At 71.2% G+C, this 23858-nt stretch carries 22 protein-coding genes, 1 pseudogene and 1 riboswitch; of the genes and pseudogenes, 17 read left to right on the top strand and 6 right to left on the bottom strand.

All coding sequences use genetic code 11. The features are described from left to right. The first annotated feature begins 120 nt into the window (after nt 1-120). From ACWDA7_RS04460 to ACWDA7_RS04440, 5 genes are all read left to right on the top strand, one after another. On the top strand, nt 121-2487 hold the full coding sequence (locus ACWDA7_RS04460) for a sensor histidine kinase (RefSeq protein ID WP_450602710.1): 2367 nt from the start codon (nt 121-123) through the stop codon (nt 2485-2487). After that, nucleotides 2477-2926 carry a roadblock/LC7 domain-containing protein gene (locus tag ACWDA7_RS04455; RefSeq protein ID WP_359390174.1) on the top strand — a complete coding sequence of 150 codons (450 nt, stop codon included), beginning with the start codon at nt 2477-2479 and terminating at the stop codon, nt 2924-2926. Before ACWDA7_RS04460 ends, ACWDA7_RS04455 begins: the two co-directional genes overlap by 11 nt. Before the next feature lie 7 nt (nt 2927-2933). Further along, nucleotides 2934-3314: a DUF742 domain-containing protein gene (locus ACWDA7_RS04450; RefSeq protein WP_450602708.1), complete on the top strand. Its 381-nt coding sequence runs from the start codon at nt 2934-2936 to the stop codon at nt 3312-3314. Between the two features lie 241 nt (nt 3315-3555). Further along, entirely contained in the window at nt 3556-4344 is a 789-nt protein-coding gene (locus tag ACWDA7_RS04445; RefSeq protein ID WP_450602707.1) for a carbon-nitrogen hydrolase family protein, read from the top strand. A 47-nt stretch (nt 4345-4391) separates the two neighbouring features. Continuing rightward, nucleotides 4392-6089, top strand: coding sequence for a flavin monoamine oxidase family protein (locus tag ACWDA7_RS04440; protein WP_450602706.1), 1698 nt, complete (start codon nt 4392-4394; stop codon nt 6087-6089). Nucleotides 6090-6268: 179 nt separating this feature from the next. Here the strand turns inward: ACWDA7_RS04440 and ACWDA7_RS04435 are convergent, their stop codons facing one another. The 3 genes from ACWDA7_RS04435 to ACWDA7_RS04425 form a co-directional block, all read right to left on the bottom strand. Next, on the bottom strand, nt 6269-7198 hold the full coding sequence (locus ACWDA7_RS04435; protein WP_450602705.1) for an LLM class F420-dependent oxidoreductase: 930 nt from the start codon (nt 7196-7198) through the stop codon (nt 6269-6271). Between the two features lie 90 nt (nt 7199-7288). Then, complete coding sequence (locus ACWDA7_RS04430) at nt 7289-7963, bottom strand: DUF5995 family protein (protein ID WP_450602704.1); 675 nt, start codon at nt 7961-7963, stop codon at nt 7289-7291. A 128-nt stretch (nt 7964-8091) separates the two neighbouring features. After that, entirely contained in the window at nt 8092-9522 is a 1431-nt protein-coding gene (locus ACWDA7_RS04425) for a uracil-xanthine permease family protein (protein WP_450602703.1), read from the bottom strand. Nucleotides 9523-9644: 122 nt separating this feature from the next. Here ACWDA7_RS04425 and ACWDA7_RS04420 point away from each other — a divergent pair. Both ACWDA7_RS04420 and ACWDA7_RS04415 read left to right on the top strand, forming a co-directional pair. Next, a pseudogene (locus ACWDA7_RS04420) lies at nt 9645-10920 on the top strand (alginate lyase family protein). A 97-nt stretch (nt 10921-11017) separates the two neighbouring features. Beyond that, a complete protein-coding gene (locus tag ACWDA7_RS04415) occupies nt 11018-11476 on the top strand; it encodes an acyl-CoA thioesterase (protein ID WP_450602702.1) in 459 nt (152 codons plus the stop codon). On the opposite strand, the gene ACWDA7_RS04410 is transcribed toward ACWDA7_RS04415, so the two are convergent. Beyond that, nucleotides 11436-12647, bottom strand: a complete 1212-nt coding sequence (locus tag ACWDA7_RS04410; RefSeq protein WP_450602790.1) for an MFS transporter — start codon at nt 12645-12647, stop codon at nt 11436-11438. The genes ACWDA7_RS04415 and ACWDA7_RS04410 overlap by 41 nt on opposite strands. 128 nt (nt 12648-12775) lie before the next feature. Between ACWDA7_RS04410 and ACWDA7_RS04405 the strand changes: the two genes are divergently transcribed. Next, entirely contained in the window at nt 12776-14041 is a 1266-nt protein-coding gene (locus tag ACWDA7_RS04405) for an ROK family transcriptional regulator (protein ID WP_450602701.1), read from the top strand. Nucleotides 14042-14072: 31 nt separating this feature from the next. Here the strand turns inward: ACWDA7_RS04405 and ACWDA7_RS04400 are convergent, their stop codons facing one another. Continuing rightward, nucleotides 14073-14828 (bottom strand): SDR family oxidoreductase, encoded by a 756-nt coding sequence (locus tag ACWDA7_RS04400; protein WP_450602700.1) that lies wholly within the window; start codon nt 14826-14828, stop codon nt 14073-14075. Between the two features lie 91 nt (nt 14829-14919). Next, complete coding sequence (locus ACWDA7_RS04395; RefSeq protein ID WP_450602699.1) at nt 14920-15801, bottom strand: RNA polymerase sigma-70 factor; 882 nt, start codon at nt 15799-15801, stop codon at nt 14920-14922. A gap of 312 nt (nt 15802-16113) precedes the next feature. Then, nucleotides 16114-16244, top strand: a riboswitch (FMN riboswitch). A 148-nt stretch (nt 16245-16392) separates the two neighbouring features. On the opposite strand from ACWDA7_RS04395, the gene ACWDA7_RS04390 reads away from it, so the two are divergent. The 9 genes from ACWDA7_RS04390 to ACWDA7_RS04350 form a co-directional block, all read left to right on the top strand. Then, entirely contained in the window at nt 16393-16998 is a 606-nt protein-coding gene (locus ACWDA7_RS04390) for a riboflavin synthase (protein WP_450602698.1), read from the top strand. Then, nucleotides 16995-17639, top strand: a complete 645-nt coding sequence (locus ACWDA7_RS04385; protein ID WP_450602697.1) for a nicotinamide mononucleotide transporter family protein — start codon at nt 16995-16997, stop codon at nt 17637-17639. The genes ACWDA7_RS04390 and ACWDA7_RS04385 overlap by 4 nt, the downstream gene beginning before the upstream one ends. Continuing rightward, nucleotides 17636-18925 (top strand): bifunctional 3,4-dihydroxy-2-butanone-4-phosphate synthase/GTP cyclohydrolase II, encoded by a 1290-nt coding sequence (locus ACWDA7_RS04380; RefSeq protein ID WP_450602696.1) that lies wholly within the window; start codon nt 17636-17638, stop codon nt 18923-18925. The genes ACWDA7_RS04385 and ACWDA7_RS04380 overlap by 4 nt, the downstream gene beginning before the upstream one ends. 19 nt (nt 18926-18944) lie before the next feature. Beyond that, on the top strand, nt 18945-19430 hold the full coding sequence (gene ribH, locus ACWDA7_RS04375) for a 6,7-dimethyl-8-ribityllumazine synthase (protein WP_432925552.1): 486 nt from the start codon (nt 18945-18947) through the stop codon (nt 19428-19430). A gap of 34 nt (nt 19431-19464) precedes the next feature. Then, nucleotides 19465-19737 carry a phosphoribosyl-ATP diphosphatase gene (locus ACWDA7_RS04370; RefSeq protein ID WP_450602695.1) on the top strand — a complete coding sequence of 91 codons (273 nt, stop codon included), beginning with the start codon at nt 19465-19467 and terminating at the stop codon, nt 19735-19737. A gap of 53 nt (nt 19738-19790) precedes the next feature. Beyond that, the gene (hisG, locus tag ACWDA7_RS04365; protein WP_359397844.1) at nt 19791-20639 is read left to right on the top strand and encodes an ATP phosphoribosyltransferase; all 849 of its coding nucleotides are present in this window, start codon (nt 19791-19793) and stop codon (nt 20637-20639) included. Between the two features lie 14 nt (nt 20640-20653). After that, nucleotides 20654-21109, top strand: a complete 456-nt coding sequence (locus ACWDA7_RS04360) for a PH domain-containing protein (RefSeq protein ID WP_450602694.1) — start codon at nt 20654-20656, stop codon at nt 21107-21109. A gap of 225 nt (nt 21110-21334) precedes the next feature. Further along, nucleotides 21335-22672, top strand: a complete 1338-nt coding sequence (locus ACWDA7_RS04355; RefSeq protein WP_450602693.1) for a hemolysin family protein — start codon at nt 21335-21337, stop codon at nt 22670-22672. Beyond that, nucleotides 22669-23858, top strand: a 1190-nt coding sequence (locus tag ACWDA7_RS04350; RefSeq protein WP_450602692.1) for a CNNM domain-containing protein, incomplete at its 3' end; no start/stop codon positions are given. The genes ACWDA7_RS04355 and ACWDA7_RS04350, both read left to right, overlap by 4 nt.

The following is a 23858-nucleotide window of genomic DNA, read 5'->3' as shown; positions in this document are numbered from 1 at the left end:
ACCATTGCGGGTGATACATGGCATCCCATAGGTTGTGCGCGCTTGCTACCGGCGGGTAAATCTCGCCGGTCAGCGGTTTTTGCCCCGGCCACCCGATCGTCCTGTCGTTCTGGGGAAATCATGCGCTGGTCCTTCGGCCGTCCCACCACGGTCCGCGGCAGGATCGTGGCGCTGGCGTTCGCGCCGGCTCTCGCCCTGATGACTCTGTGGAGCTTCGCCATGGTGTCGGTCACCGGCGAACTCCGTGCGCTGGTACGGGTCCAGGGCGTGTACGTGGACTTCGGCACGCCCGTCGACACGGCGATCGGACAGATCCAGATCGAACGACGGCTCGCGGCCGCGTACCTGGGCGGGGGCCACCGCAACGGAGCGGCCCTCGACCTGCTCCAGCAGCAGCGCCGCACCGACCGCGCCGTCGGCGCGATGCGCGAGGCGATCCGCAACGGGGACCGCGGCCGGCTCTCCGACCGGCAGCGGCAGGTGCTCGACTCCATGCTCGCCGCCGCCGACAAGCTGGAGGGACTGCGCGAGCGCGTGCTCGCGGGCCGTATCTCCTGGGACGACGCGGTCGCCGAGTACAGCGTGCTGGTGGAGCCGGGCTTCGACAACCAGTCCGCCCTCACCGCACTGCAGGCCGGGCAGATGGCGCGGGAGGCGCAGGTCGTCAGCGAGCTCGTACGGGTACGTGAGTTCGTCTCGCGCGAGGACGCCCTGGTCGCCGGGGCGCGCGCCGCAGGCAAGCTGACCGACCGCCAGTACGACACCCTCACGGCGACCATCGAGGACCGCCGGGTGTTCCAGCGGACGTACGTGCCCGATCTGCCCTCCGACTCGCGAACCCTGTTCGAGACGTTCCAACGCGGGGACGTGTACCGCGCGTTGACCACGGGCGAGGACGCCCTGCTGCGGGCCGGCGCCGACGGTGCCGGCAAGGCCGTAGCGGCGGACTCCTGGCGCACTACCACCGACCGTGCCGTCAAGCGCTACATGCTGCTGTGCACCCAGTCGGCCAAGAACGCGGCCGCACGCGCCCGGGCGTTCGCCTACCGGGAGCTTACGAAGGCCATCGTCGTCGGCGCGCTGGGACTGGCCGCCGCGGGTCTGTCGCTGTGGTTCGCGGTGCGCGGCGCCCGCCGTATCTCCCGTCGCCTGGAGACCCTGCGGGACGCGGCCGACCTGCTGGCCACCCGTCAGCTCCCGGACGTGATGGAGCGGTTGAGCGCGGGTGAGGAGGTGGACGCCCAGGCCGCGGCGCCGCCCCTGGCCGGCGGGGACTCCGGCTCCGACGAGATCGAGCAGGTGGGCCGGTCCTTCAACACCGCCCGTCTCGCGGCCGTCGAGGCCGCCGTCAAGCAGGCCACCCTGCGGCGCGGGCTGTTCGCCGTCCTGCTCAACATCGCCCGGCGCAACCAGGCACTCGTGCACCGTCAGCTGAAGCTCGTCGACACACTGGAGCGGCGCACGGAGGACCCGGACGTCCTGGACGAGCTCTTCCGCATCGATCATCTGACCACCCGGATGCGGCGGCACGCGGAGAGCCTGATCATCCTCTCCGGCGCGGCGCCCGGCCGCAGATGGCGGCGGCCCGTGCCCGTCGCCGACGTCGTCGCCTCCGCGGTGAGCGAGATCGAGGACTATGCGCGGGTCGTGATCCCGCCGATGGCGGAGGTGGGCATCGCCGCGGACGCCGTCGCCGACGTCGTCCATCTGATCGCCGAACTCGTCGAGAACGCCGCCGTGTTCTCCCCGCCCAACGCCCAGGTCACGCTGCGCACCAGCCGTGCCCGCGGCGGATTCGTCCTGGAGATCGACGACCGCGGCCTCGGACTCGACCCCGAGCAGATCGACGAGGCCCACCGCACCCTCACCCGCCCGGACGACTTCGACCCGACGCGGCACGACCGGCTCGGCCTGTACGTCGTGGGCCGGCTCGCCGCCCGGCACGGCATCGACGTCACGTTGTGCCGGTCGCCCTACGGCGGTACGACGGCGGTCGTGCTGCTGCCCGAGGCGCTGCTGGCGGACGTCGCGGCCGGGGCCGTGGCGCCCGCGGCCGAGGCTCCCGCACGGGCGCTGCCTTCGCGGCGCGGGACGGCGGTGCTCGCCCCCGAGCGGGCCCCGGAGCTGACCCGGGGGGAGGAGAACAGGATCCCGATGCTCCCGGCGGACATCGAGGCCCCGTCCCGTGCGGCGGAATGGCCGGGCGGTGGGCTGATGGCTGGTGCGGCGGATGCCCCCGCCCTCCCCACCCGCGTGCGCCAAACCTCGCTCGCTCCCGGCCTGCGCACCGAATCCCCCTCTTGCGATGCCTCAGCGGAGCGCGAGGTGAGTGCCGACGAGCTGCGGTCGATCCTCGGCGCCTTCCAGCGCGGCCTGGACCGCGGCCGCAAGGGCATCCCCACGAGCACCGCACCCACGGAGCGGGCCGAGCCCCCCACGGAGCCAACCGAAACCGAGGAAGGGACGGACTCCCACGATGCGCCGTGACCAGAGCCCCGAGTCCACCGACGAGGCCGGTCAGCCGCCAGGCTCAGACCTCGGCTGGCTGCTCGACGACCTGGTGGCCAGAACCGACCATGTGCGCCAGGCCGTGCTCCTGACCGCGGACGGCCTCCCGCTGAGCTCCTCGGACGGCATGCGCAGAAGGGACATCGAGCACCTCGCCGCCGTCTGTTCCGGCTTCCACAGCCTCGCCCGCTCCGCCGGGGAGCGGTTCGAGGCCGGTGAGGTGCGGCAGACCATGGTCATGCTCGATGACGCCTACCTCTTCATCACCCCGGCCGGCGACGGCAGCCGGCTGGCCGTGCTCAGTGAGGTCCAGACCGACGTGGGGCAGCTGGCCCACGAGATGGCGCTGCTCGTCCGCCGTGTCGGCCGCCACATGGACGCCGCCGTCCGCTCGGCCGCCGACCCGGGGGCTTCCTGATCCGGCTGTGACCGACGACCAGTGGTACGAGGACGAGACCGGGTCGATGGTGCGTCCGTACACCGTCACCCGAGGCCGCACCCGGCCCTCGGACAGGCACACCATCGACCTGATGTCCTACGTCACCGTCCTGGAGCCGGAGGATGGCCGACCAGGGGTGGATCACGCCGGTGCCCGGCTACTCGACCTCGTGCGGCGCGGCCCGCGGCCCGTGGTCGAGCTCGCCGCGGACGCCGACCTGCCGCTGACGGTCGTACGCGTGCTGCTCGGCGATCTGGCCGAGGCCGGCCTGGTGCGCATCGATCCGCCACGGCGCTCACCGCGAGGCGGAGCGGCGGCCGACCCCGAGCTGCTGCAGGAGATCGTGCAGCGGTTGCGGGAGCTGTAGCGGCCACTGGCCCGCCGCCACCTTCCCGGGCGGCAGGGGCTGCACGGGTCGTCCGCAGGGACACCGCTGTGACCTGCGCCTCAGGGGTACATGGGGTGCGCAACGAATCGCCGCTCCACCCTCGCCGGACGCAACGATCCGCTCACCGGCGCGCAACGGCTTCTCCTTGTTCCGGCCGGGGGCGCGACCGTACCGTCTAACTGGCCCCCCAACCCCCCTTCGGTACCGGTGGAGAACACGTATGCGCACCGCCCTGCTCCAGAGCTCCGGACAGCCCGGCTCGGTCGTCGAGAACCTCAAGGTCCTCGACGAGGCCGCGGGCCGTGCCGCCGCCGCGGGCGCCGGGCTGCTGATCGCGACGGAGTTGTTCCTCACCGGATACGCGATCGGCGACGGCATCGCCCGGCTCGCCGAGCCGGCCGACGGAGACTCCGCGGACGCCGTGGCCGAGATCACCACCAAGCACGGACTGGCGATCGCCTACGGGTACCCGGAGCGGGACGGCGAGAGCGTCTTCAACTCCGCGCAGCTCGTCTCCGCCGACGGCACCCGCCTCGCGAACTACCGCAAGACCCACCTCTTCGGCGGCTTCGAGCGCGACCACTTCACCCCGGGCGAGAGGCCCGTCGTGCAGGCCGAGCTGAACGGCCTGCGGATCGGGCTGATGATCTGCTACGACGTCGAGTTCCCGGAGAACGTCCGCGCCCACGCCCTGGCCGGCACCGACCTCCTCGTGGTCCCGACGGCGCAGATGCACCCCTTCCAGTTCGTCGCCGAGTCCCTCGTCCCGGTGCGGGCCTTCGAGAACCAGATGTACGTCGCGTACGTCAACCGGGTCGGCCAGGAAGGCGAGTTCGAGTTCGTCGGGCTCTCCACCCTCGCCGGGCCCGACGGGATCGCCCGGGCCCGGGCGGGCCGCGTGGAGGAGCTGGTCTTCGCCGACGTGGACCCCGTCCACCTCGCCGCGTCCCGCGAGGCGAACCCCTACCTCAAGGACCGCCGTCCCGGCCTCTACGGGTCCCTCGTCTGACCCTCGGCCTTCCCCAGAGTTCTTTCCGCGCAAGGAGTCCGTACCCCATGACGTCCACGGTGCCCAACGCCGTCCAGCACGCAGACGAGCAGCAGCCCCCGATCACGATGTTCGGGCCGGACTTCCCCTACGCGTACGACGACTTCCTCGCCCACCCGGCGGGCCTCGGCCAGATACCCGCGACCGAGCACGGCGCCGAGGTCGCGGTCATCGGAGGCGGGCTGTCCGGCATCGTGGCCGCGTACGAGTTGATGAAGATGGGCCTCAAGCCCGTCGTCTACGAGGCCGACCAGATCGGCGGCCGGCTGCGCACCGTCGGCTTCGAGGGCTGCGAGCCGTCCCTGACGGCCGAGATGGGCGCCATGCGCTTCCCGCCGTCCTCCACGGCACTGCAGCACTACATCGACCTGGTGGACCTCGAGACCCGGCCCTTCCCCAACCCGTTGGCCGAGGCGACCCCCTCCACCGTCGTCGACCTCAAGGGCGAGAGCCACTACGCCGAGACGCTCGACGATCTGCCGCAGGTCTACCGCGACGTGGCGGCCGCGTGGAACGCCTGCCTGGAGGAGGGCGCCGACTTCTCCGACATGAACCGCGCCATGCGCGAGCGCGATGTGCCGCGCATCCGCGAGATCTGGTCCCAGCTGGTCGAGAAGCTCGACAACCAGACGTTCTACGGCTTCCTCTGCGACTCCGAGGCCTTCAGGTCCTTCCGGCACCGCGAGATCTTCGGCCAGGTCGGCTTCGGCACCGGCGGCTGGGACACCGACTTCCCGAACTCCATCCTGGAGATCCTGCGCGTCGTCTACTCCGAGGCCGACGACCACCACCGCGGCATTGTCGGCGGCTCCCAGCAGCTGCCCCTGCGCCTGTGGGAGCGCGAGCCGCAGAAGATCGTGCACTGGCCGTACGGGACGTCCCTCAGCTCCCTGCACGAGGGCGGCGCGCCCCGCCCCGCGGTGACCCGGCTGTACCGAACGGCGGGCAACGCGATCACCGTGACCGACGCGAACGGCGACATCCGCACCTACCGGGCGGCGATCTTCACCGCCCAGTCCTGGATGTTGCTCTCCAAGATCGACTGCGATGACGAGCTGTTCCCGATCGACCACTGGACGGCGATCGAGCGTACCCACTACATGGAGTCCAGCAAGCTGTTCGTGCCGGTGGACCGGCCGTTCTGGCTGGACAAGGACGAGCAGACCGGCCGTGACGTCATGTCGATGACGCTCACCGACCGGATGACCCGCGGCACCTACCTGCTGGACGACGGCCCGGACAAGCCCGCGGTCATCTGCCTGTCCTACACCTGGTGCGACGACAGCCTGAAGTGGCTGCCGCTGTCCGCGAGCGAGCGGATGGAGGTCATGCTGAAGTCGCTCGGCGAGATCTACCCCAAGGTCGACATCAGGAAGCACATCATCGGCAACCCGGTGACGGTCTCCTGGGAGAACGAGCCCTACTTCATGGGCGCGTTCAAGGCGAACCTGCCCGGCCACTACCGCTACCAGCGGCGCCTGTTCACGCACTTCATGCAGGACCGGCTGCCCGCCGGCAAGCGGGGCATCTTCCTCGCCGGCGACGACATCTCCTGGACCGCCGGCTGGGCCGAGGGCGCCGTGCAGACCGCGCTCAACGCCGTGTGGGGCGTCATGCACCACTTCGGCGGCGCGACCGACCCGGCCAACCCCGGCCCCGGTGACGTCTACGACGAGATCGCGCCGGTGGAACTGCCGGAGGACTGACCCGGACCTGAGCGGAACAGCGGCGGGGTGCGCCCGCCTGTGCCGGCGCACCCCCCGTGCTGCGACGCGCCGCCGTGGATCGAGCGCGTGTGCGTCGCCGCGGCCGGCGGGGCTCCTGATGCCGGTGCCGGTCGGGCCCCAGCGCCGGTGACGGTGGGCGTCGGCCGGGATTCCGTCGGTCAGACGCCGGCCGCCCGCGCCGTCGTCATCAGCTTCGCGGCCACGTCCTTGAGCTCCTCCGCGTCCCGCGTCGAGCTCTGCACGTCGACCAGGATCTCGTCCAGGCCGATCTCCGTGTAGGCGGCCAGGTCCTCCACGATCTGGTCGACGTTCCCCTGGAAGGGAGGGCGCTCCGGACCGTCGTACGCCTTCGCCGAGTACGTCGCATTGACGCGCAGCACGGCCTGGAGCGGTGTCACCCGCCCTCGCTCGGCCGCCAGGTCCTGCAGTTCGCGCCACTGCGCGGCCACCTGGTCGGCGCCCACGGCCAGCGGCAGCCAGCCGTCGGCCTTGTCGACGAGCCGCCGCCGGGCCGTCCTGTTGCTCGCTGCCAGCAGGATCGGGATCGGCCGGGCCGGCTTGGGGGCGACCACCGACGAGGAGATCCTGGTGAGCGTGCCCTCGTAAGAGACGGGGTCCGGGCCCCAGACCGCGCGGCACACGTCGATCACCTCGTCCAGGGCCTTGCCGCGCTCCTCGAAGGGGCGGACCGCGGACGCCGCGTACTCGTCGAGGGACCAGCCGGTGCCCAGACCTGCCACGACCCGGCCGCCGGCGGCCGCGTCCAGTGAGGCGAGCGCCCTGGCGAGCTGGAAGGGCATGTGCAGGGGCGCCACCAGCACACTGGTGCCGAGCCGGGCGCGATGAGTGGTGGCGGCGGCGAGCGTGAGCGTCACCAGGGGCTCGGCGACCCCGCGGTAGCTGTCCGGCCAGGGCAGCCCCTCGATGTCGTACAGACCCTGAGAGGTCGCCGTGGGGAACAGGGCCCGCTCGTACACCCACAGGCTTTCGTAGCCCATCTTTTCCGCCGCCCGTGCCACGTCGGGCACGTCCCGCCCGATCTCGTAGTGCTTGTTCTGGGGGAGGCCGAGTCCGAGCCGGGTCGCCATACCTGCTGCTCCTTCGCCGTGGATGTGCCCCCGGCTCAACGTACAACGACGTCACGGCAGTTCTTCGCCGCGACAGGCAGGGGCATTCGATCAGTCCGGCAGCGGGGTGAGCAGGATCCGGTTGGCGAATCCCACGACCGCGTCCAGCCGCCGGGCGAACTCCTCGCCCACCTCGGAAAGGTCCCGCAGGGCCCACAGGGCCCGGGCCGCCGCCCAGGCGGCCTCGCGCGCCCGCTCAAGGCTCCAGGCGCCGAGCAGGTGGGTGAGGGGGTCGGCGACCTGGAGCAGATCGGGACCGGGCATCAGATCCTCGCGGATGCGCTCCTCCAGCGACCCGAGCAGGTCGCCCACGCGATCGAACTCGTCTTCGAGGTCGGCCGGTTCACAGCCGAGCGTGCGGCAGGTGTCCACCACGGCGAGCGCGAGATCATGCCCGATATGGGCATTGATCCCGGCGAGCGCGAACTGCAGCGGGCGAACGCCGGGATGGCGCCGGAACTGGAACAGCGGCCGCCAGCACGCGGGTACCGGCCCGTCCTCGGCGACGGACAGATACCGCTCGGCGAACCGGACGCCGAGCGCCGCCGCGGCACGCCGGTCCGGGAATTCACCGGCGTCCACGCGGCGGTCGACCTCCTCGGTGACCGCGAGGTAGACACGGTTGAAGACCGCGACGCCATCGTGCTCCGGCCATACCGCGTCGAGCGCGCGCATACGTGAGACGACCGTGTCCACCTCGGTCGTGAACTGCTCCAACCGCACCATGGGGGAAGGCTCGCAGGCCGCGGCCCACCGGAGCGCCTCCGGCCCGTGGGCTTCCCCGGAACGAGGGATCTCACGGGTGGTCCGAGTGGGGGACGGGCTCCCAGCCGGAGGCCGGCCGCCGGGCGCCGCTACCGGTCGGTGCGCCTGGTCGCGTCGCGGTCCGTCGTGCCCTCGCCCTCCGCGGCGCCTTCCTCGTCGTACGACGATGTGCCCGAGTCCAGCAGCGGTTCCTGTGTCTTGAGGTGCGCGGGGGCCATCGCGCGCAGGGCGTGGTAGCCGGTGATGACGACGAGCGTGCCCAGGGCGATACCGCTCAGCGAGAAGGTGCTGGAGAACTTCAGACTGACGTTGCCGACGCCGATGATGATGCCCGCCGCGGCGGGCACCAGGTTCAGCGGATTGCGCAGATCCACCTTCGAGTTGATCCAGATCTGCGCGCCGAGCAGGCCGATCATGCCGTACAGGATGACGGTGATGCCGCCGAGCACGCCGCCGGGGATCGCAGCCACGATCGCGCCGAACTTGGGGCAGACGCCGAACAGCAGCGCGAAGCCGGCCGCGGCCCAGTAGGCGGCGGTCGAGTAGACGCGGGTGGCCGCCATCACGCCGATGTTCTCCGAGTACGTCGTGTTGGGCGGGCCGCCGACGGCGGTGGAGAGCATGGAGGCCACGCCGTCCGCCGAGATGGCGGTGCCCAGCTTGTCGTCCAGCGGATCGCCGGTCATCTCGCCGACCGCCTTGACGTGCCCCGCGTTCTCCGCGACCAGCGCGATCACCACTGGCAGCGCGACCAGGACCGCCGACCACTGGAAGGACGGCCCGTGGAAGTGGGGCAGACCGATCCAGTCGGCCTTGCCGACGTCCGAGAGGTCCAGCCTCCAGTGGTCGGTGAGCCTGCCGCTCGCGTCCACCGAGTGGATCTTGCCGAAGATCCGGTCGGAGGCCCAGGAGATCCCGTATCCGAAGACCAGTCCGAGGAAGATCGCGATCCGTGACCAGAAGCCGCGCAGGCACACCACGGCCAGCCCTGTGAACAGCATCACCAGCAGCGCGGTCCACTGGTCCTGCGGCCAGTACGTCGATGCCGTCACCGGCGCGAGGTTGAACCCGATCAGCATGACGACCGCACCGGTCACGATCGGCGGCATCGCCGCGTGGATGATCCGCGCCCCGAACCGCTGGACCGCGAGCCCCACGAGGAACAGGACGACGCCCACGACGAATACCGCGCCGGTCACGGTCGCACTGGTGCCGCCCTGCGCCCGGATCACCGCGGCGACCCCCACGAAGGAGAGCGAGCAGCCGAGGTAGCTCGGCACCCGGCCGCGGGTGGCCAGCAGGAAGATCGCTGTCGCGACGCCCGACATCATGATCGCGAGATTGGGGTCGAGCCCCATCAGCACGGGCGCCACAAAGCTCGCGCCGAACATGGCCACGACATGCTGGGCGCCCAGCCCGACCGTTCGGGGCCAGGAGAGCCGTTCGTCGGGGCGGACAACCGCTCCGGGCGCGGGCGTACGCCCGTCACCGTGCAGCTTCCAGCGCACGCCGAGGTCCATGGTGAAGCTTCTCTTTCCCTGTACGTGAAGAACTGTCCGGACCATTGTCAGGGGCACCTGGCAGTCCTACGCTCACACGGTCCCACTCATGAACTGCGTTCATATCGATGATCGGAGCCTTGATGGGTGCACGCCCCCGACTGGCCACCGTCCTGGCGGCCGTGACCGCCTTCGCGGCCGTCGCCGTCGCCGGAGTACCCACCGCCTCCGCCCATGTGGCACCGAAGGTCCCCAGAACCGCCGTCCTCGACGGCGCCCGGCTGCAGCAGACCAGAATCCGGCTCGACCACGGGGATCCCCGGCTGCGGAGGGCGCTCAAGAATCTGACCGCGCGTGCCGACGCCTGGCTGGACCAGGGCCCATGGACGGTCGTCGACAAGCCGCAGCCCGCGCCCGGCGGGGACATCCACGACTACCTCAGCCAGGCGCCGTACTGGTGGCCCAGCCGGCCGAAGACCGCCGACAACCCCTGGGGCTGCCCCTACGTCCAGCGGGACGGCCAGCGCAACCCCGAGGTGGACACCGGCACCGACCGCCAGGACGTGGAGAAGGTCTTCGACTCGACGTACGACCTCTCTCTCGCCTGGTACTACACGGGGAAGAAGCAGTACGCCGAGAAGGCCGCCCAGGTCCTGCGCACCTGGTTCCTCGACCCGGCGAACGAAGATGAACCCCGACCTGGACCACGGGCAGTTCATCCCGTGCAAGTGCGACGGCCGCGCCATCGGCATCATCGACTTCTCGCAGTCGTACACCAGCGTGCTGGACGCGATCGCGATCCTGGACACCGGAGCCCCCGGCTGGTCCAGGTCCGACCGGACCGCGATGCGGGACTGGAACACCGCCTTCCGTACCTGGCTGACGGACAGCGCCTTCGGCAAGGAGGAGGGCGCCGCGGCGAACAATCACGGCACCTTCTACGACATGCAGCTCGCCGCCCTCGCCTATGCGACCGGCGACGAGCGGCTCGCCCGGCAGACGGTCCTGGACGCGCGCGCCAAGCGCATCGACCCTCAGATCGCCGGTGACGGCAGCCAGCCGCAGGAGCTCGCCAGGACCCGCAGCTGGCACTACTCGACCTTCGACCTGGTGGCGTACACCAGGCTCGCGGCCGTCGGCCGCCATGTCGGCGTGAACCTGTGGTCGTATCGCGGTCCGGACGGCCAGAGCCTGTTCAAGGCGGTCGACTATCTGCTGCCCGCCGCGACCGGCGTCGTTCCCTGGGCGTATCCGGAGCTCGAGTTCCACCGGTACGCGGCGGCCGACGTCGTGCACGCCGCCGCGGACGCGGGAGACGCGCGGGCCAAGGAGGCGGCGCCGCTGCTGGAGGCGCCCCCCGGCGGGGCCCTGTGGGCCCTCAGGCCCGCCGCCGAGCAGCTGGACTCGATCGCCGGCTGACCCCTGGACGGGCCGGGCTGAGCGACCGCTTACCATGGGTGAGTCCAGCGCCGCAGCGTCGCGAGCGCCTCACCAGGCCATATCGAGGAGCCCCGTCGTGACCGCCGAAGCCCAGGCCGCGCCCGTCCTGTCGTACGGCCGGCTGATGCCCGTCGCCGTCCACTTCGACGATCTGGACGCGCTCGGCCTCCTCCACAACGCCCGCTATCCGGTCATGGTCGAGCGCGCCTGGACCGCCTTCTGGCACGAGCAGGGCTTCGGCTTCGAGGGCGACTGGGAGGCGGCGGGCGACTTCTGTAACGCCGTCAAGGAACTGCGGATCACCTACGGGGCGCCGGTGAAGAAGCCGGGCGCGTACGCCGTGCACCTGTGGCTGGAGCGGCTCGGGAACACCGGCCTGACGTACGGCTTCCGGTTCTGCTCGGCCGACGGAGCGGTGACGTACGCGCACGGCACCCGGGTCCTGGTCCGGCTCGACGCGGCGACGCTGCGCCCGACGTCGTGGAGCGAGCGGTTCAGGGCCGTGGGTCGGGAACTGCTGCACTCGGCCGACTGATCTTCGGATGGTCGCGCTCTCCTGCGCGCAGCACCCCGGCGAACCCGGCGAGCCCGCAGGCCAGCACCGTCACCAAACCGAAGGACACGACCAGACTGGTCGCCTGTGCCAGGCCGCCGAGGACGCTCGGCGCGATCAGGCCCGAGGTGTAGGTGATCGTCGCCACACCCGCGATGGCCTGGCTGGGATTGGGGCCGCTGTGGCCCGCCGCAGCGAAGCACAGCGGTACGACGACCGCGATGCCGAGGCCCATCAGTGCGAAGCCGCCCATCGCCACCGCCGCGTTGCCCGCGACGACGATGAGCAGTCCGCCGAGGACGGCGAGGATGCCGCCGGCGCGGACGGTGCGGACCGCGCCGAAGCGGTTCACCACCGAGTCGCCGGCGATCCGGGCGAAGGCCATGGTCAGCATGAATCCGGTCGTCGACGCCGCCGCGAGACCCGCCGACGCTTCGAGTTCGTCACGCAGGTAGATGGCCGACCAGTCGAGGCTCGCGCCCTCCGCGAACACCGCGCAGAAGCCGACCGTGCCGATCAGCAGCGCCGACTTCGGCGGCAGCGCGAACCGCGGCGGAGGCTCCTCGTCCTCCGCGGGCTGCACATCCAGCACCCAGCGACAGGCCAGTACACCGAGGAGGGTGAGACAAGCCGCCGCGAGTGCGTGGTGCAGGCGCGCGTCGGAGCCGAGATGAGCGGCGAGCGTGCCCGCCGCCGAGCCGACCAGCGCGCCGGCGCTCCACATGCCGTGCAGTCCTGACATGATCGACTTGCCGAGCAGCCGTTCGACCTCCACGCCCAGCGCGTTCATCGCCACATCGGCCATACCCGCACTCGCCCCGTAGGTGAACATCGCCAGGCACAGCGTGTAGAGATTGGGCGCGAGGGACGGCAGGACCAGGGAGATCGTCCACAGCGCGATCAGTCCGCGCAGGGCCGTGCGGCTGCCGAAGCGGTGGCTGATCCGGCCGGCCAGCGGCATCGAGCAGGAGGCGCCGAAGGCGGTGAAGGCCAGGGCGAAGCCGAGCTGGCCGGCGCTCACCGAGGCGTGGTCCTGGATCCACGGCACGCGGGTCGCGAACGAGCCGGTGACGGCGCCGTGCACGGCGAACACCGCCGCCACCGCGTACCGGGCGCGCTTCACCTCGCGCGGCTGACGGATCCCTTCGACCATTCCGCTCATTCTCCGCCCCTCCCCGGGTGGTCGCCCCACTGTCGGCGTAAACTATCAGGAACCCTGCCTGATAGATAGGGCAGCTCCGGCCGCGGTGAGCGGTTCCGCCGATCTGGGAGGATCCCGGCATGCCCGCATCCCCGAGCACCGCCAGGGCCCTGAACGACCGGGCTGCCCTGCGCCTCATGCAGCAGGAAGGCCCGTTGACGGCAGGGCAGTTGAAACAGCTCACCGGGCTGTCCCGGCCCACCGTGGCCGATCTGGTGGAACGGCTCACCGCGGCCGGTCTGATCTCGGTGGTGGGGGAGTCGGGCGAGCAGCGGCGCGGCCCCAACGCACGGCTGTACGGGATCGTCGCCGACCGCGCCCATCTGGCGGCCCTGGACGTGCGCACCGAGGGAGTCTCCGTACTCGTCTCCGATCTGCTCGGCGGGGTGCTCGCCGAGGCCTCGGTGCCCATCGCGGGCGACACCGGAACGGGGACCGCCGTCGAACAGGTGGTGGCGCTGGTGGAGCGCGCCGCGAAGGAGGCCGGCGCCGGGTCGCTGCACACGGTCGGCATCGGCGCGCCCGGACTCATCGACCCCGCGACCGGCGAACTCCGCGACTCCACCGGGCTCCCGGAGTGGCACCGCCGACTGGCCGCGGCGCTGCAGGGGCGGTTGCCCGCGCGCGTGATCGTGGAGAACGAGACCAATCTCGCCGCCCTGGCGGAGCAGCGCGAGGGCGCCGCCCGCGACCGGGACACCTTCGTACTGCTGTGGCTCGGGCACGGGACGGGCGCGGCCGTGGTCCTGGACGGAGCGCTGCGCCGCGGCGCCTCGGGCGGCACCGGAGAGATCGGCTTCCTGCCGGTCCCCGGCACCCGGTCCCTGCCGTCGGCGACGGACTGCGAGGGCGGCTTCCACTCCCTCGCGGCCGCGGCGGCCATCGCCGAACTCGCCCTCGAGCACGGGCTGTCCACCGAGGACACGGGACCCGAGCCGCCCGCGGCGGGCCTGGTGCGGCGGGCGGTGGCGGCGGTCAGCCGTGGGCGCACCGGCTCCGCCACGGGCGACGGGGCGGTGGCGACCGCCGTGCGCGACGCGGGCGGCGGCTCCTCCGGTGCCGGGCCCGCGTCCTGCTTTCTCGACGCCCTCGCCGACCGGCTCGCCATCGGCGCGGCCTCCGTCACCGCTGTCCTCGACCCCGGTTGTGTGGTGCTCGGCGGTGAGATCGGGCAGGCCGGCGGGGAGGTGCTCGCCGCGCGCGTCGCCGAGCGGCTGGCCCGTATGTCACCGCTGCCGACCGAGGTACGGGCGAGCGTGCTGGGCGGCGGGGCCGTGCTGCGCGGCGCACTGCTGACCGCGCGGGACGGGGCTCAGGACGAGTTGTTCGCGCCGCCCTCCCGATGAGCCCCCGCCGCGCTCCCGGTGGCCGGGCCGCTCAGCGCGCGGACGACCGGTTCCCGTAGCGCGCCGCCAGATACTCCTCGAACGTGCCCTTGCCCACCGCGTTCTCGGGCGTCAGCAGCCCGCCGGCCCTCACCGCGCGGAACGCCCGGCCCGGGATCGGCACGCTCACGACCGGCCGCCTGCGCCCCGTGGCCCGCAGCCAGGCGCGGGCGAGGTCGGCGAACGTCCGGACCTGCGGGCCGCCCATGTCCTCGACCCGCCCGGCCGGCTCGCCCGTCGCCAGCTCGACCAGCCGGTCCGCCACCTCGGCGACCTCGACCGGCTGGTCGCTCACGCCCGCCGGGAGCGGCAGCACCGGCAGCCTGCCCACGGTCTCAAACACCTGAACGACCAGGTCATGGAACTGGGTCGCCCGCAGCACCGTCCAGCCCACGCCCGACTTCTGGATCTGCTTCTCCACCGCGTACTTCGCCCGGTAGTAACCGATCGGCACCACGTCCACGCCGACGATCGAGATGTAGACGAGATGGGTCACACCCGCCCGGCGGGCCGCCGCGATGAGGTTGGCTGAGGCCTTCTCGTCGCCTCCGCGCGGTGTGCTGGCGCAGTGAACGATCGTGTGGACCCCCGCGACGGCCGCGTCCAGGCCGTCGCCCCGGATCAGATCGACGGCGTACGGCTGTGCGTGCCGGGACAGGACGCGCACCTCGTGCCCGTCCGTCCGGAGCCGCTCGGCGACGAGCCGGCCGAGGGTTCCGGTGCCGCCGGTCACCAGGATCGTGGTCATGCTGTTCAGCCCCTGTCGGATACCGGGCGCCCCCTTGTGGAACGCCCCTCGTCCGCTACGACTGGCCGGGCCCCGCGAAATGTGACAGGGCTCAGGAGTGCTCGAGCTGCCGTGCCACGAACGCCAGCTTGTCCGGGTTCACCACCGCCCGAATGCGGGAAACGAGCCCGTCGCCGACTTCGAAGGCCACGACCGCGACGACGCGCCCGCCGTCCCGGGCCACGAGCCCCGCGGCACCGTTGATCTGCGCGATCGAGAGGTCCGCATCGGCCGCGAAGCCCCTCGACGCGCCGGCCAGGAACCTGAGCACCTTGTCCCGGCCCTCGATCGGCCGCCGTGCCGCGGTGACCTTGCCGCCGCCGTCGCCCCACCAGGTCACGTCCGCCGCGAGCACTTTCTCCAGGGCGGCCAGATCTCCCTCCCGGGCGGCGACGAGGAACGACTCGACGAGCTGGGCCTGACGCCGGGGCGCCGCCTCGAACCGCGTCCCGGGCGCGGCCACCTGCCGCACCGCCCGACGGTAGAGCTGACGGCAGTTGGCCTCGCTCAGCCCCAGCACCTCCGCGATCTCCCGGTGACCGTAGGCGAACGCCTCCCGAAGGACGTACACCGCGCGCTCGGCCGGGGAGAGCCGCTCCAGCAGGACGAGCAGGGCGAGCGAGACGGCGTCACGCTGCTCGGCCGACTCCAGGGGGCCGAGCGTGCCGTCCGCGGTGGCCACGGGCTCCGGCAGCCAGGGGCCGGGGTACTGCTCGCGCCGGGCACGGGCCGAGGTCAGCCGGGTGAGGCAGAGGTTGGTCACCACTTTCGCGAGCCAGGCCCCCGGACGTTCCACGGCTCGCGTGTCCGTTCGGCTCCAGCGCAGATACGCGTCCTGCACGGTGTCCTCCGCCTCCTCGGCGGAGCCCAGCATCCGGTAGGCGAGGCCGAACAGACGCGGACGGTGGCTCTCGAACTCGTCGGCGGGTGTCACACCGTCAGCTTGGCAGACGCCGTGGTGGAGGCCCGGCGGCGGGGCAAGGGCCTCCGTCACCGCCGCCGGGCCGCTCGTGGGCGGTGTGCCGTCCCGGGACCGCTGACCCTAAAAGGACTAGACCATGCCGGTCAATAGGTATGGACCAATTGTCAAGTGCCGCAGGCGGGAAGGCTGTTGCCCCTCTGCGGCGGGGGTCTGCGCCGGACGAGCGAGCCTGAGAAGTCCAGTATGTGAGCCTGTGAGCCACCACACAGCGGTTCACCCGCATGGCCGCCGATCGGGCGTGGCACACTGATGCTGTACCAGAAGCAGCGCACTCCGGGGTCGGTGAAAGTCCGAACCGGCGGTTATAGTCCGCGACCCGGTCGCTTCCAGCGGCCGGTTGACCAGGTGGAATTCCTGGACCGACGGTTAAAGTCCGGATGGGAGGCAGTGCGCGGCGGGCGGGCATGTGTGCACGCCGCCGTTTCGGTTCGTCCAGAGGGACGGACCGCGTCAGGCGTCGTCCCGGTGCCCTCGCCCGTAGTCTGCTGTCGTCTTCGACAGTCCCCGGAGTCCGTGCCCGAATGAGGCAGGAGGACCCGGGAAGTGTTCACCGGAATCGTCGAAGAGCTGGGTGAGGTCACCGCCGTCGAGAACCTCGGCGACTCGTCCCGTTTCCGCCTCCGTGGACCCGTCGTGACCGAAGGCGCCCGGCACGGTGACTCGATCGCCGTCAACGGTGTCTGTCTCACGGTCGTGGAGCACGAGGGCGACGAATTCACCGCCGACGTCATGGCGGAGACCCTCAGCCGTTCCAGCCTCGGCGCCCTCGCGGTCGGCTCCCGCGTCAACCTCGAACGTCCCACCGCCGTCGGCGCGCGCCTCGGCGGACACATCGTGCAGGGACACGTCGACGGCACGGGCACGGTCCTCGAGCGCCGGCCCTCCGACAACTGGGAGCTCGTCACCGTCTCCCTCCCAGACCACCTCGCCCGCTACGTGGTGGAGAAGGGCTCCATCACCGTCGACGGCATCAGCCTCACCGTCGTGGAGGTAGGCGCCGACCGCTTCACGGTCAGCCTCATCCCGACGACCCTCGCGCTGACCACGCTCGGCCTCAAGCAGCCCGGCGACCCGGTCAACCTCGAGGTCGACATCATCGCCAAGTACGTCGAGCGCCTGCTGGCCCCCGGTCAGGGGGCCACCCGGTGAACTGGCTCAACTCCGAGGCGTTCACCCTCTTCGGCCAGCACATCAAGTGGTCGGACATGATCGGCAACGTGATCGGTCTGATCGCCCTCGCCTTCGGCTGGCGGCGCTCCATATGGAGCTGGCCGGTTCAGTTCCTGTCCGGCCTCGTCCTGTTCGCGGCCTTCGCCACGGCCCATCTCTCCGGCAGCGCCGGCAAGCAGATCGTCGTGATGGTCGTCGCCGTGTACGGCTGGGTGCAGTGGAGTCGCGGCAAGGGCCAGGCGGCGGACGGTCACATCACCGTGCGCTTCGCCACCTGGCGCGAGCGGGCGATCCTGGTCGGCGCCGCGGCCGTGGGCACGCTCGCGGTGGCGACCCTGTTCACCGCCTACCCGTCGCTGTCCTGGGACCCCTGGCCGGACGCGTACATCTTCGTCGGCACGATCGTCGCCATGTACGCCCAGGCGCGCGGCATGGTCGAGTTCTGGTTCGCCTGGCTGCTGGTGGACGCCGTCGGCGTCCCGCTCAACTTCGCCAACGGCTTCGCCTTCTCCGGTTTCGTCTACGTCATCTACGGCGCGCTCGTCCTGTGGGGCATGCGCGACTGGTGGCTGCGCTCCCGCAGGGCAGCACAGCCCGTCCTGGAAGGAGCCCACGCATGACGTCTGCGCCGGTCCTGTACAGCATGGACAACATCGAGGACTTCGCGCTCGATCCGGTCGAGCAGGCCATCGCCGACATAGCGGCGGGCAAGCCCGTCGTGGTCGTCGACGACGAGGACCGGGAGAACGAGGGCGACCTCGTCATCGCCGCCGAGAAGGCGACCCCCGAGATCGTCGCCTTCATGATGAGCGAGTGCCGCGGTCTGATCTGCGCCCCCATGGAGGGCGACGAACTCGACCGCCTCGAACTCCCGCAGATGGTGGAGCACAACACCGAGTCGATGCGCACCGCGTTCACCGTGTCCGTCGACGCCGGTGGCGCCCATGGTGTGACCACCGGCATCTCCGCCTCCGACCGCGCCACCACACTGCGGCTGCTCGCCGGAGGAGAAGCGGGTCCTGGGGACTTCGTCCGCCCCGGCCACATCTTCCCGCTGCGCGCCAGGCCCGGCGGTGTGCTCGTCCGCAACGGGCACACCGAGGCCGCCGTGGACCTCGCCCGGCTCGCCGGGCTCCGCCCGGCCGGGGCCATCGTCGAGATCGCCGGCGAGGACGGCCATATGCTGCGGCTGCCGGAACTGATCCCGTTCGCCCGCAAGCACGGTCTGACGATCATCTCCATTGAGGACCTGATCGCCTACCGGCGCTCCTCCGAGCCCACCGTCCGCCGCGAGGCCGAGGTCCAGCTGCCCACCGCCTTCGGCGAGTTCACGGCGTACGGCTACCGCTCCACCGTCGACGGCGTCGAGCACGTGGCCCTCGTCCACGGCGAGATCGGCGACGGCGAGGACGTCCTCGTCCGCGTCCACTCCGAGTGCCTCACCGGCGACGTCTTCCACTCGCTGCGCTGCGACTGCGGTCCCCAGCTGAACGCGTCCCTGGAGCGCATCCAGGCGGAGGGCAGGGGAGTGGTGGTGTACCTGCGCGGCCACGAGGGACGCGGCATCGGCCTGATGTCCAAGCTGCGCGCGTACGAACTCCAGGAGCGCGGCCGCGACACCCTGGACGCCAATCTGGAGCTCGGGCTGCCGGCCGACGCCCGCGACTACGCCGCCGGGGCCCGGATCCTGCAGGACCTCGGGGTCCACAGCGTGCGCCTGCTGACCAACAACCCCGACAAGACCCAGGCGATGCTGAAGTACGGCCTGACGGTCACCGCCCGGGAGCCCATGCCCGTACAGGCAGGGGAGCACAATCTCCGTTACCTGCGCACCAAGCGGGACCGGATGGGGCACGACCTGCCCTGGCTGGACACGAACGCCGTGTCCGCCTGCGGCAACCAGTAACAGAGCACGAAGGAGAGACGTGAGCGGCAAGGGTGCACCGGAACTGTCCGTACGCAATGCGAGTGACCTGCGGGTCGCCGTCATCGCGGCACAGTGGCACGACAAGGTGATGGACGGTCTGGTGGAGGGCGCCCTGCGCGCCCTGCGGGAGCTGGGAATCGACGAGCCGACCCTGCTGCGGGTCCCCGGCAGCTTCGAACTCCCGGTCGCCGCAAAGGTACTCGCAGGCCGGGGATACGACGCGATCGTCGCCCTCGGCGTGGTCATCCGCGGCGGTACCCCCCACTTCGACTATGTGTGCCAGGGCGTCACCCAGGGCCTGACCCAGGTGTCCGTGGAGACGGGCGTCCCCGTCGGCTTCGGTGTGCTCACCTGTGACACCGAGGAGCAGGCGCTGGACCGTGCCGGCCTCGAGGGCTCCCACGAGGACAAGGGACACGAGGCCGTGACCGCGGCGGTGGCGACCGCAGCCACGCTGCGCTCGGTATCCGAGCCCTGGCACTGAGAGACGGTCCAAAGCGCGTAGGGTAAGGACCACCATGTCCAAGAAGACGTTCGAGGAGCTCTTCACCGAGCTCCAGCAGAAGGCCGCCCACGGCGATCCCACCACTTCCCGCACCGCAGAACTGGTCGGCAAGGGCGTGCACGCCATCGGCAAGAAGGTCGTCGAAGAGGCCGCCGAGGTCTGGATGGCCGCCGAGCACGAGGGCAAGGAGGCGGCCGCCGAGGAGATCTCCCAGTTGCTGTACCACGTCCAGGTGATGATGGTGGCGCGCGGGATCTCCCTGGACGACGTCTACGCCTACCTCTGAGCTGCCGACCGAACATCCGCACACCCGACGCACGAACGAAGGAAGCCGACCTCATGCTGCGCATCGCCGTCCCCAACAAGGGTTCACTGTCCGGCCCTGCGGCGGAGATGCTGCATGAGGCCGGCTACCAGCAGCGCAGGGAGTCCAAGGAGCTGAGGATCGTCGACCCGGAGAACGAGGTCGAGTTCTTCTACCTCCGCCCCCGCGACATCGCGATCTATGTCTCCTCCGGGCGCCTCGACATCGGCATCACCGGCCGCGACCTGCTCATCGACTCCGGCGCCAACGCGGAGGAGATCCTTCCGCTCGGCTTCGCCCGCTCCACCTTCCGCTTCGCCACCAAGCCGGGCACGGCGAACGGCGTGGCCGACCTCGACGGCATGACGGTCGCCACCTCCTACGAGGGCATCGTCGCCAAGCACCTCGCCGACCGCGGCATCGACGCCTCCGTCGTCCACCTGGACGGCGCCGTCGAGACCGCCATCGAACTCGGTGTCGCCGAGGTCATCGCCGACGTCGTGGAGACCGGCACCTCGCTGCGCAACGCGGGCCTGGAGGTCATCGGCGAGCCGATCATGAAGTCCGAGGCGATCGTCGTACGCCGTACCGGCGCCGACATCGAGGAACCCAAGGTCCAGCAGTTCCTGCGCCGCCTCCAGGGCGTCCTGGTGGCCCGGACCTACGTGATGATGGACTACGACTGCCGGGTCGAGCAGCTGGAGAAGGCCGTCGCGCTGACTCCGGGCCTGGAGTCCCCGACCGTCTCCCCGCTGCACAACGAGGGCTGGGTCGCGGTCCGCGCCATGGTCCCGGCCAAGGAGGCCCAGCGGATCATGGACGATCTGTACGCCATCGGCGCCCGGGCCATCCTGACCACGGCCATCCACGCCTGCCGGCTGTGAGGAACCGCACACCGATGCCCGATCTGCCCACTCTCCCGGTCACTTTCCGACCGGGCCGCACCCGCGCCGTGCTGCTGAGCGCCGGAGCCGCGATATTCGTGGTCATCACCACAGTCGCCCTGCTGCTGGACCAGCTCAGCACAGGGGAGCGGCTCAGCTTCGTCCTCACGGCGGCCCTTCTCTGCGGAGTGCTGCTCCTGCTGGCCCGGCCCAAGGTGGTGGCCGACGAGACCGGGGTCACCGTCGTCAACATCGCCGGCAGCCGCCATCTGGCCTGGGCGGAAATCCTGCGGGTCAACCTGCGTCCGGGTGACCCCTGGGTCTTCCTCGACCTCAGCGACGGCACCAGCCTGCCCGCCCTCGGTATCCAGCCGGGCATCGCAAAACACCGGGCCATCGAGGATGCGAGCACGCTCCGGGCCCTCGCCGAGGCGCGTTCCACGGCCGGCCCCGAGCGACATCACAGCTGACTCGGGCCCGTCCACCCTGCCGCACACACCGAAGTCTTGATTAATCTGGATGCAGAGGCGCTTGCGTGGCGCCTCCGCCTCTGGTGCTCCGCCCGGTGCTCAGAGGCTCCTGCTATCCGAGGAGTGACTCCCTCCGGCGATGGACGGATCGTCCTGTAGTACCTGCGCCGCCCCCTGCCGACATAGCGCGGACCGTGTCCGCGTGAACGCGGAGGCGGCGGCATCATGACCATCCCCCTGCTGCTCCTCGGGGCGGCGTTCCTGCTCATCCTGGCCAATGGCTTCTTCGTCGCGGCCGAATTCGGACTCGTGACGGTCGAGCGGCCCGACGCCGAGAAGGCGGCCGCGGAGGGCGACCGACGGGCCCGCACCGTCGTTGTGTCGCTCAGGGAGCTGTCCTTCCAGCTCTCCGGCACCCAGCTCGGCATCACCATCACCTCCCTCGTCGTCGGCATGCTCGCCGAACCGGCACTGGCCGAGCTGCTGCGCGGCCCGCTCGCCGCGACAGGCATCCCCGAGGGCGCGCTCTCCGGAGTCGCCGTGGTCGTCGGCATGCTGCTGGCCTCGGCCGTGCAGATGGTGATCGGCGAGCTCGTACCCAAGAACTGGGCCGTGTCCCGGCCGCTCCAGGTCGCACGCTTCGTGGCGGGTCCGCAGCACTTCTTCTCGCGGCTGTTCCGGCCGGTGATCGCGGCCCTCAACACGGTCGCCAACCGGCTGGTGCGCGCCCTCGGCGTCGAGCCCACCGAGGAGCTGGCCTCCGCCCGTACCCCCGGGGAACTGGTCTCCCTCGCCCGCCACTCGGCGCGGGCAGGCGCGCTGGAACAGGACACGGCCGACCTGTTCGTCCGGACGCTGTCGCTGGGCGAGCTGACCGCGCAGCACGTGATGACCCCGCGTGTGAAGGTGAGCGCGCTGCAGTCGTCGGCCACCGCGCAGGACGTGGTCAATCTGACCCGGGCCACGGGTCTGTCCCGCTTCCCCGTCTACCGGGAGAAGATCGACGAGATCGTCGGCATGGCGCACCTCAAGGACGCCCTCGCGGTGCCCTCGCACGAACGGCTGCGCACGCCGGTCACCCGGATCGCCCAGACGCCGCTGCTCGTCCCGGAGACGCTGCCCGTGCAGCCTCTGCTGGAGCGGCTGCGCAGCGAGCAGCCCATCGCCGTCGTCGTCGACGAGTACGGCGGGACCGCGGGCGTCGTCACCCTCGAGGACATCGTGGAGGAACTGGTCGGCGAGGTGAGAGACGAGCACGACCGGCAGGACCTGCCCGAACTCGCCGTCGCGCCCGCCGAGGACGGACGGCCCGCGTGGGACGCCGACGGCAGCTGCCGTGTCGACATCCTGCAGCGCATAGGCCTCGACGTGCCGGAGGGGCCGTACGAGACCGTGGCCGGTCTTGTGGCCGACCTCCTCGGCCGGATCCCCGCTCCCGGTGACCGGGCCGAGCTGCCCGGCTGGCGGCTCACGGTGCGCCAGGTGGGGCACTACCGTGCCGAGCGGGTCAGGCTCGTGAAGCTCGCGGACGTCTCCGCCCCGGCCGCGGAGGCGCTGCGATGAGCGTGCTCCAACTGGCGTTCGCCTGCCTGCTGGTGCTGGTGAACGGCTTCTTCGTCGGCGCCGAGTTCGCGCTCGTGTCCGTGCGGCGCAGCCAGATCGAGCCCCTCGGGACCGCACAGGCCCGTCAGGTGCTGTACGGACTCGAACGGCTGCCGCAGATGATGGCCGCCGCCCAGTTCGGCATCACCGTGTGCTCGCTGACGCTGGGCGCCGTGGCCGAACCGACGGTGGCCCATCTGCTCGAGCCGGTGTTCGAGGTGGTGCACATTCCCGACGGGGTGATCCATCCGCTCGGCTATGTGATCGCGCTCGCCGCCGTCGTGTTCTTCCACCTGGTGATCGGCGAGATGGTGCCGAAGAACCTGGCGATGGCGGCGCCGGAGCGGGCCGCGCTGTGGCTGAGCCCGGGCCTTGTGGCCTTCGCCCGGCTGTGCCGGCCGGTGACGGTCGCGCTGAGCGCCTGCGCCAAGGTGATCCTCCGGCTCTTCCGGGTGGAGCCGAAGGACGAGGTCGAGGCGGTCTTCACCAGCGAACAGCTCAACCAGCTGGTGGAGGACTCCGGTCAGGCGGGGCTGCTCGACCCTGAGGAGCAGGAGCGGCTGGAGGACGCGCTGGAGCTGGGCTCGCGCCCGGTGACCGACGTGCTTCTCGACTCGGCTCTGCTGGTGACGGTGGAGCCCACGGTGACTCCGGGCGAGGTGGTGGCGCTCACGGCGCGCACCGGGTACTCGCGTTTCCCCGTGGTCGCGGCGAACGGCGCCTTCATGGGCTACCTGCATGTGAAGGACGTCCTCGACCTGGAGGACTCCGAGCGGGCGGTGCCGCAGCAGCTGTGGCGGCCGATGACGACGCTCGCCGCGGAGCTGCCGCTGGACGACGCGCTGACGGTGATGCGCAGGGCCGCCACGCACCTCGCCCAGGTCGCCGGTGCCTCCGGCCGGGTGCTCGGCCTGGTCGCCCTGGAGGACGTCCTGGAACTCCTGGTCGGCGAGGTCAGGGACCCGGCCCACCGCGAAGCCCCGCCCCAGCCGCGCACGGCGGAGCCGGAGCGGCCAGAGCGCGTCGCGGAACCGGAGCAGACGGGACGCATGGCGGAACCGGAGCAGACGGGACGCATGGCGGAACCGGAGCAGACGGGACGCATGGCGGAACCGGAGCAGACGGGACGCATGGCGGAACCGGAGCA

Source organism: Streptomyces sp. NPDC001156, from assembly GCF_053598275.1.
This window is presented reverse-complemented; position numbering and strand designations above follow the sequence as displayed.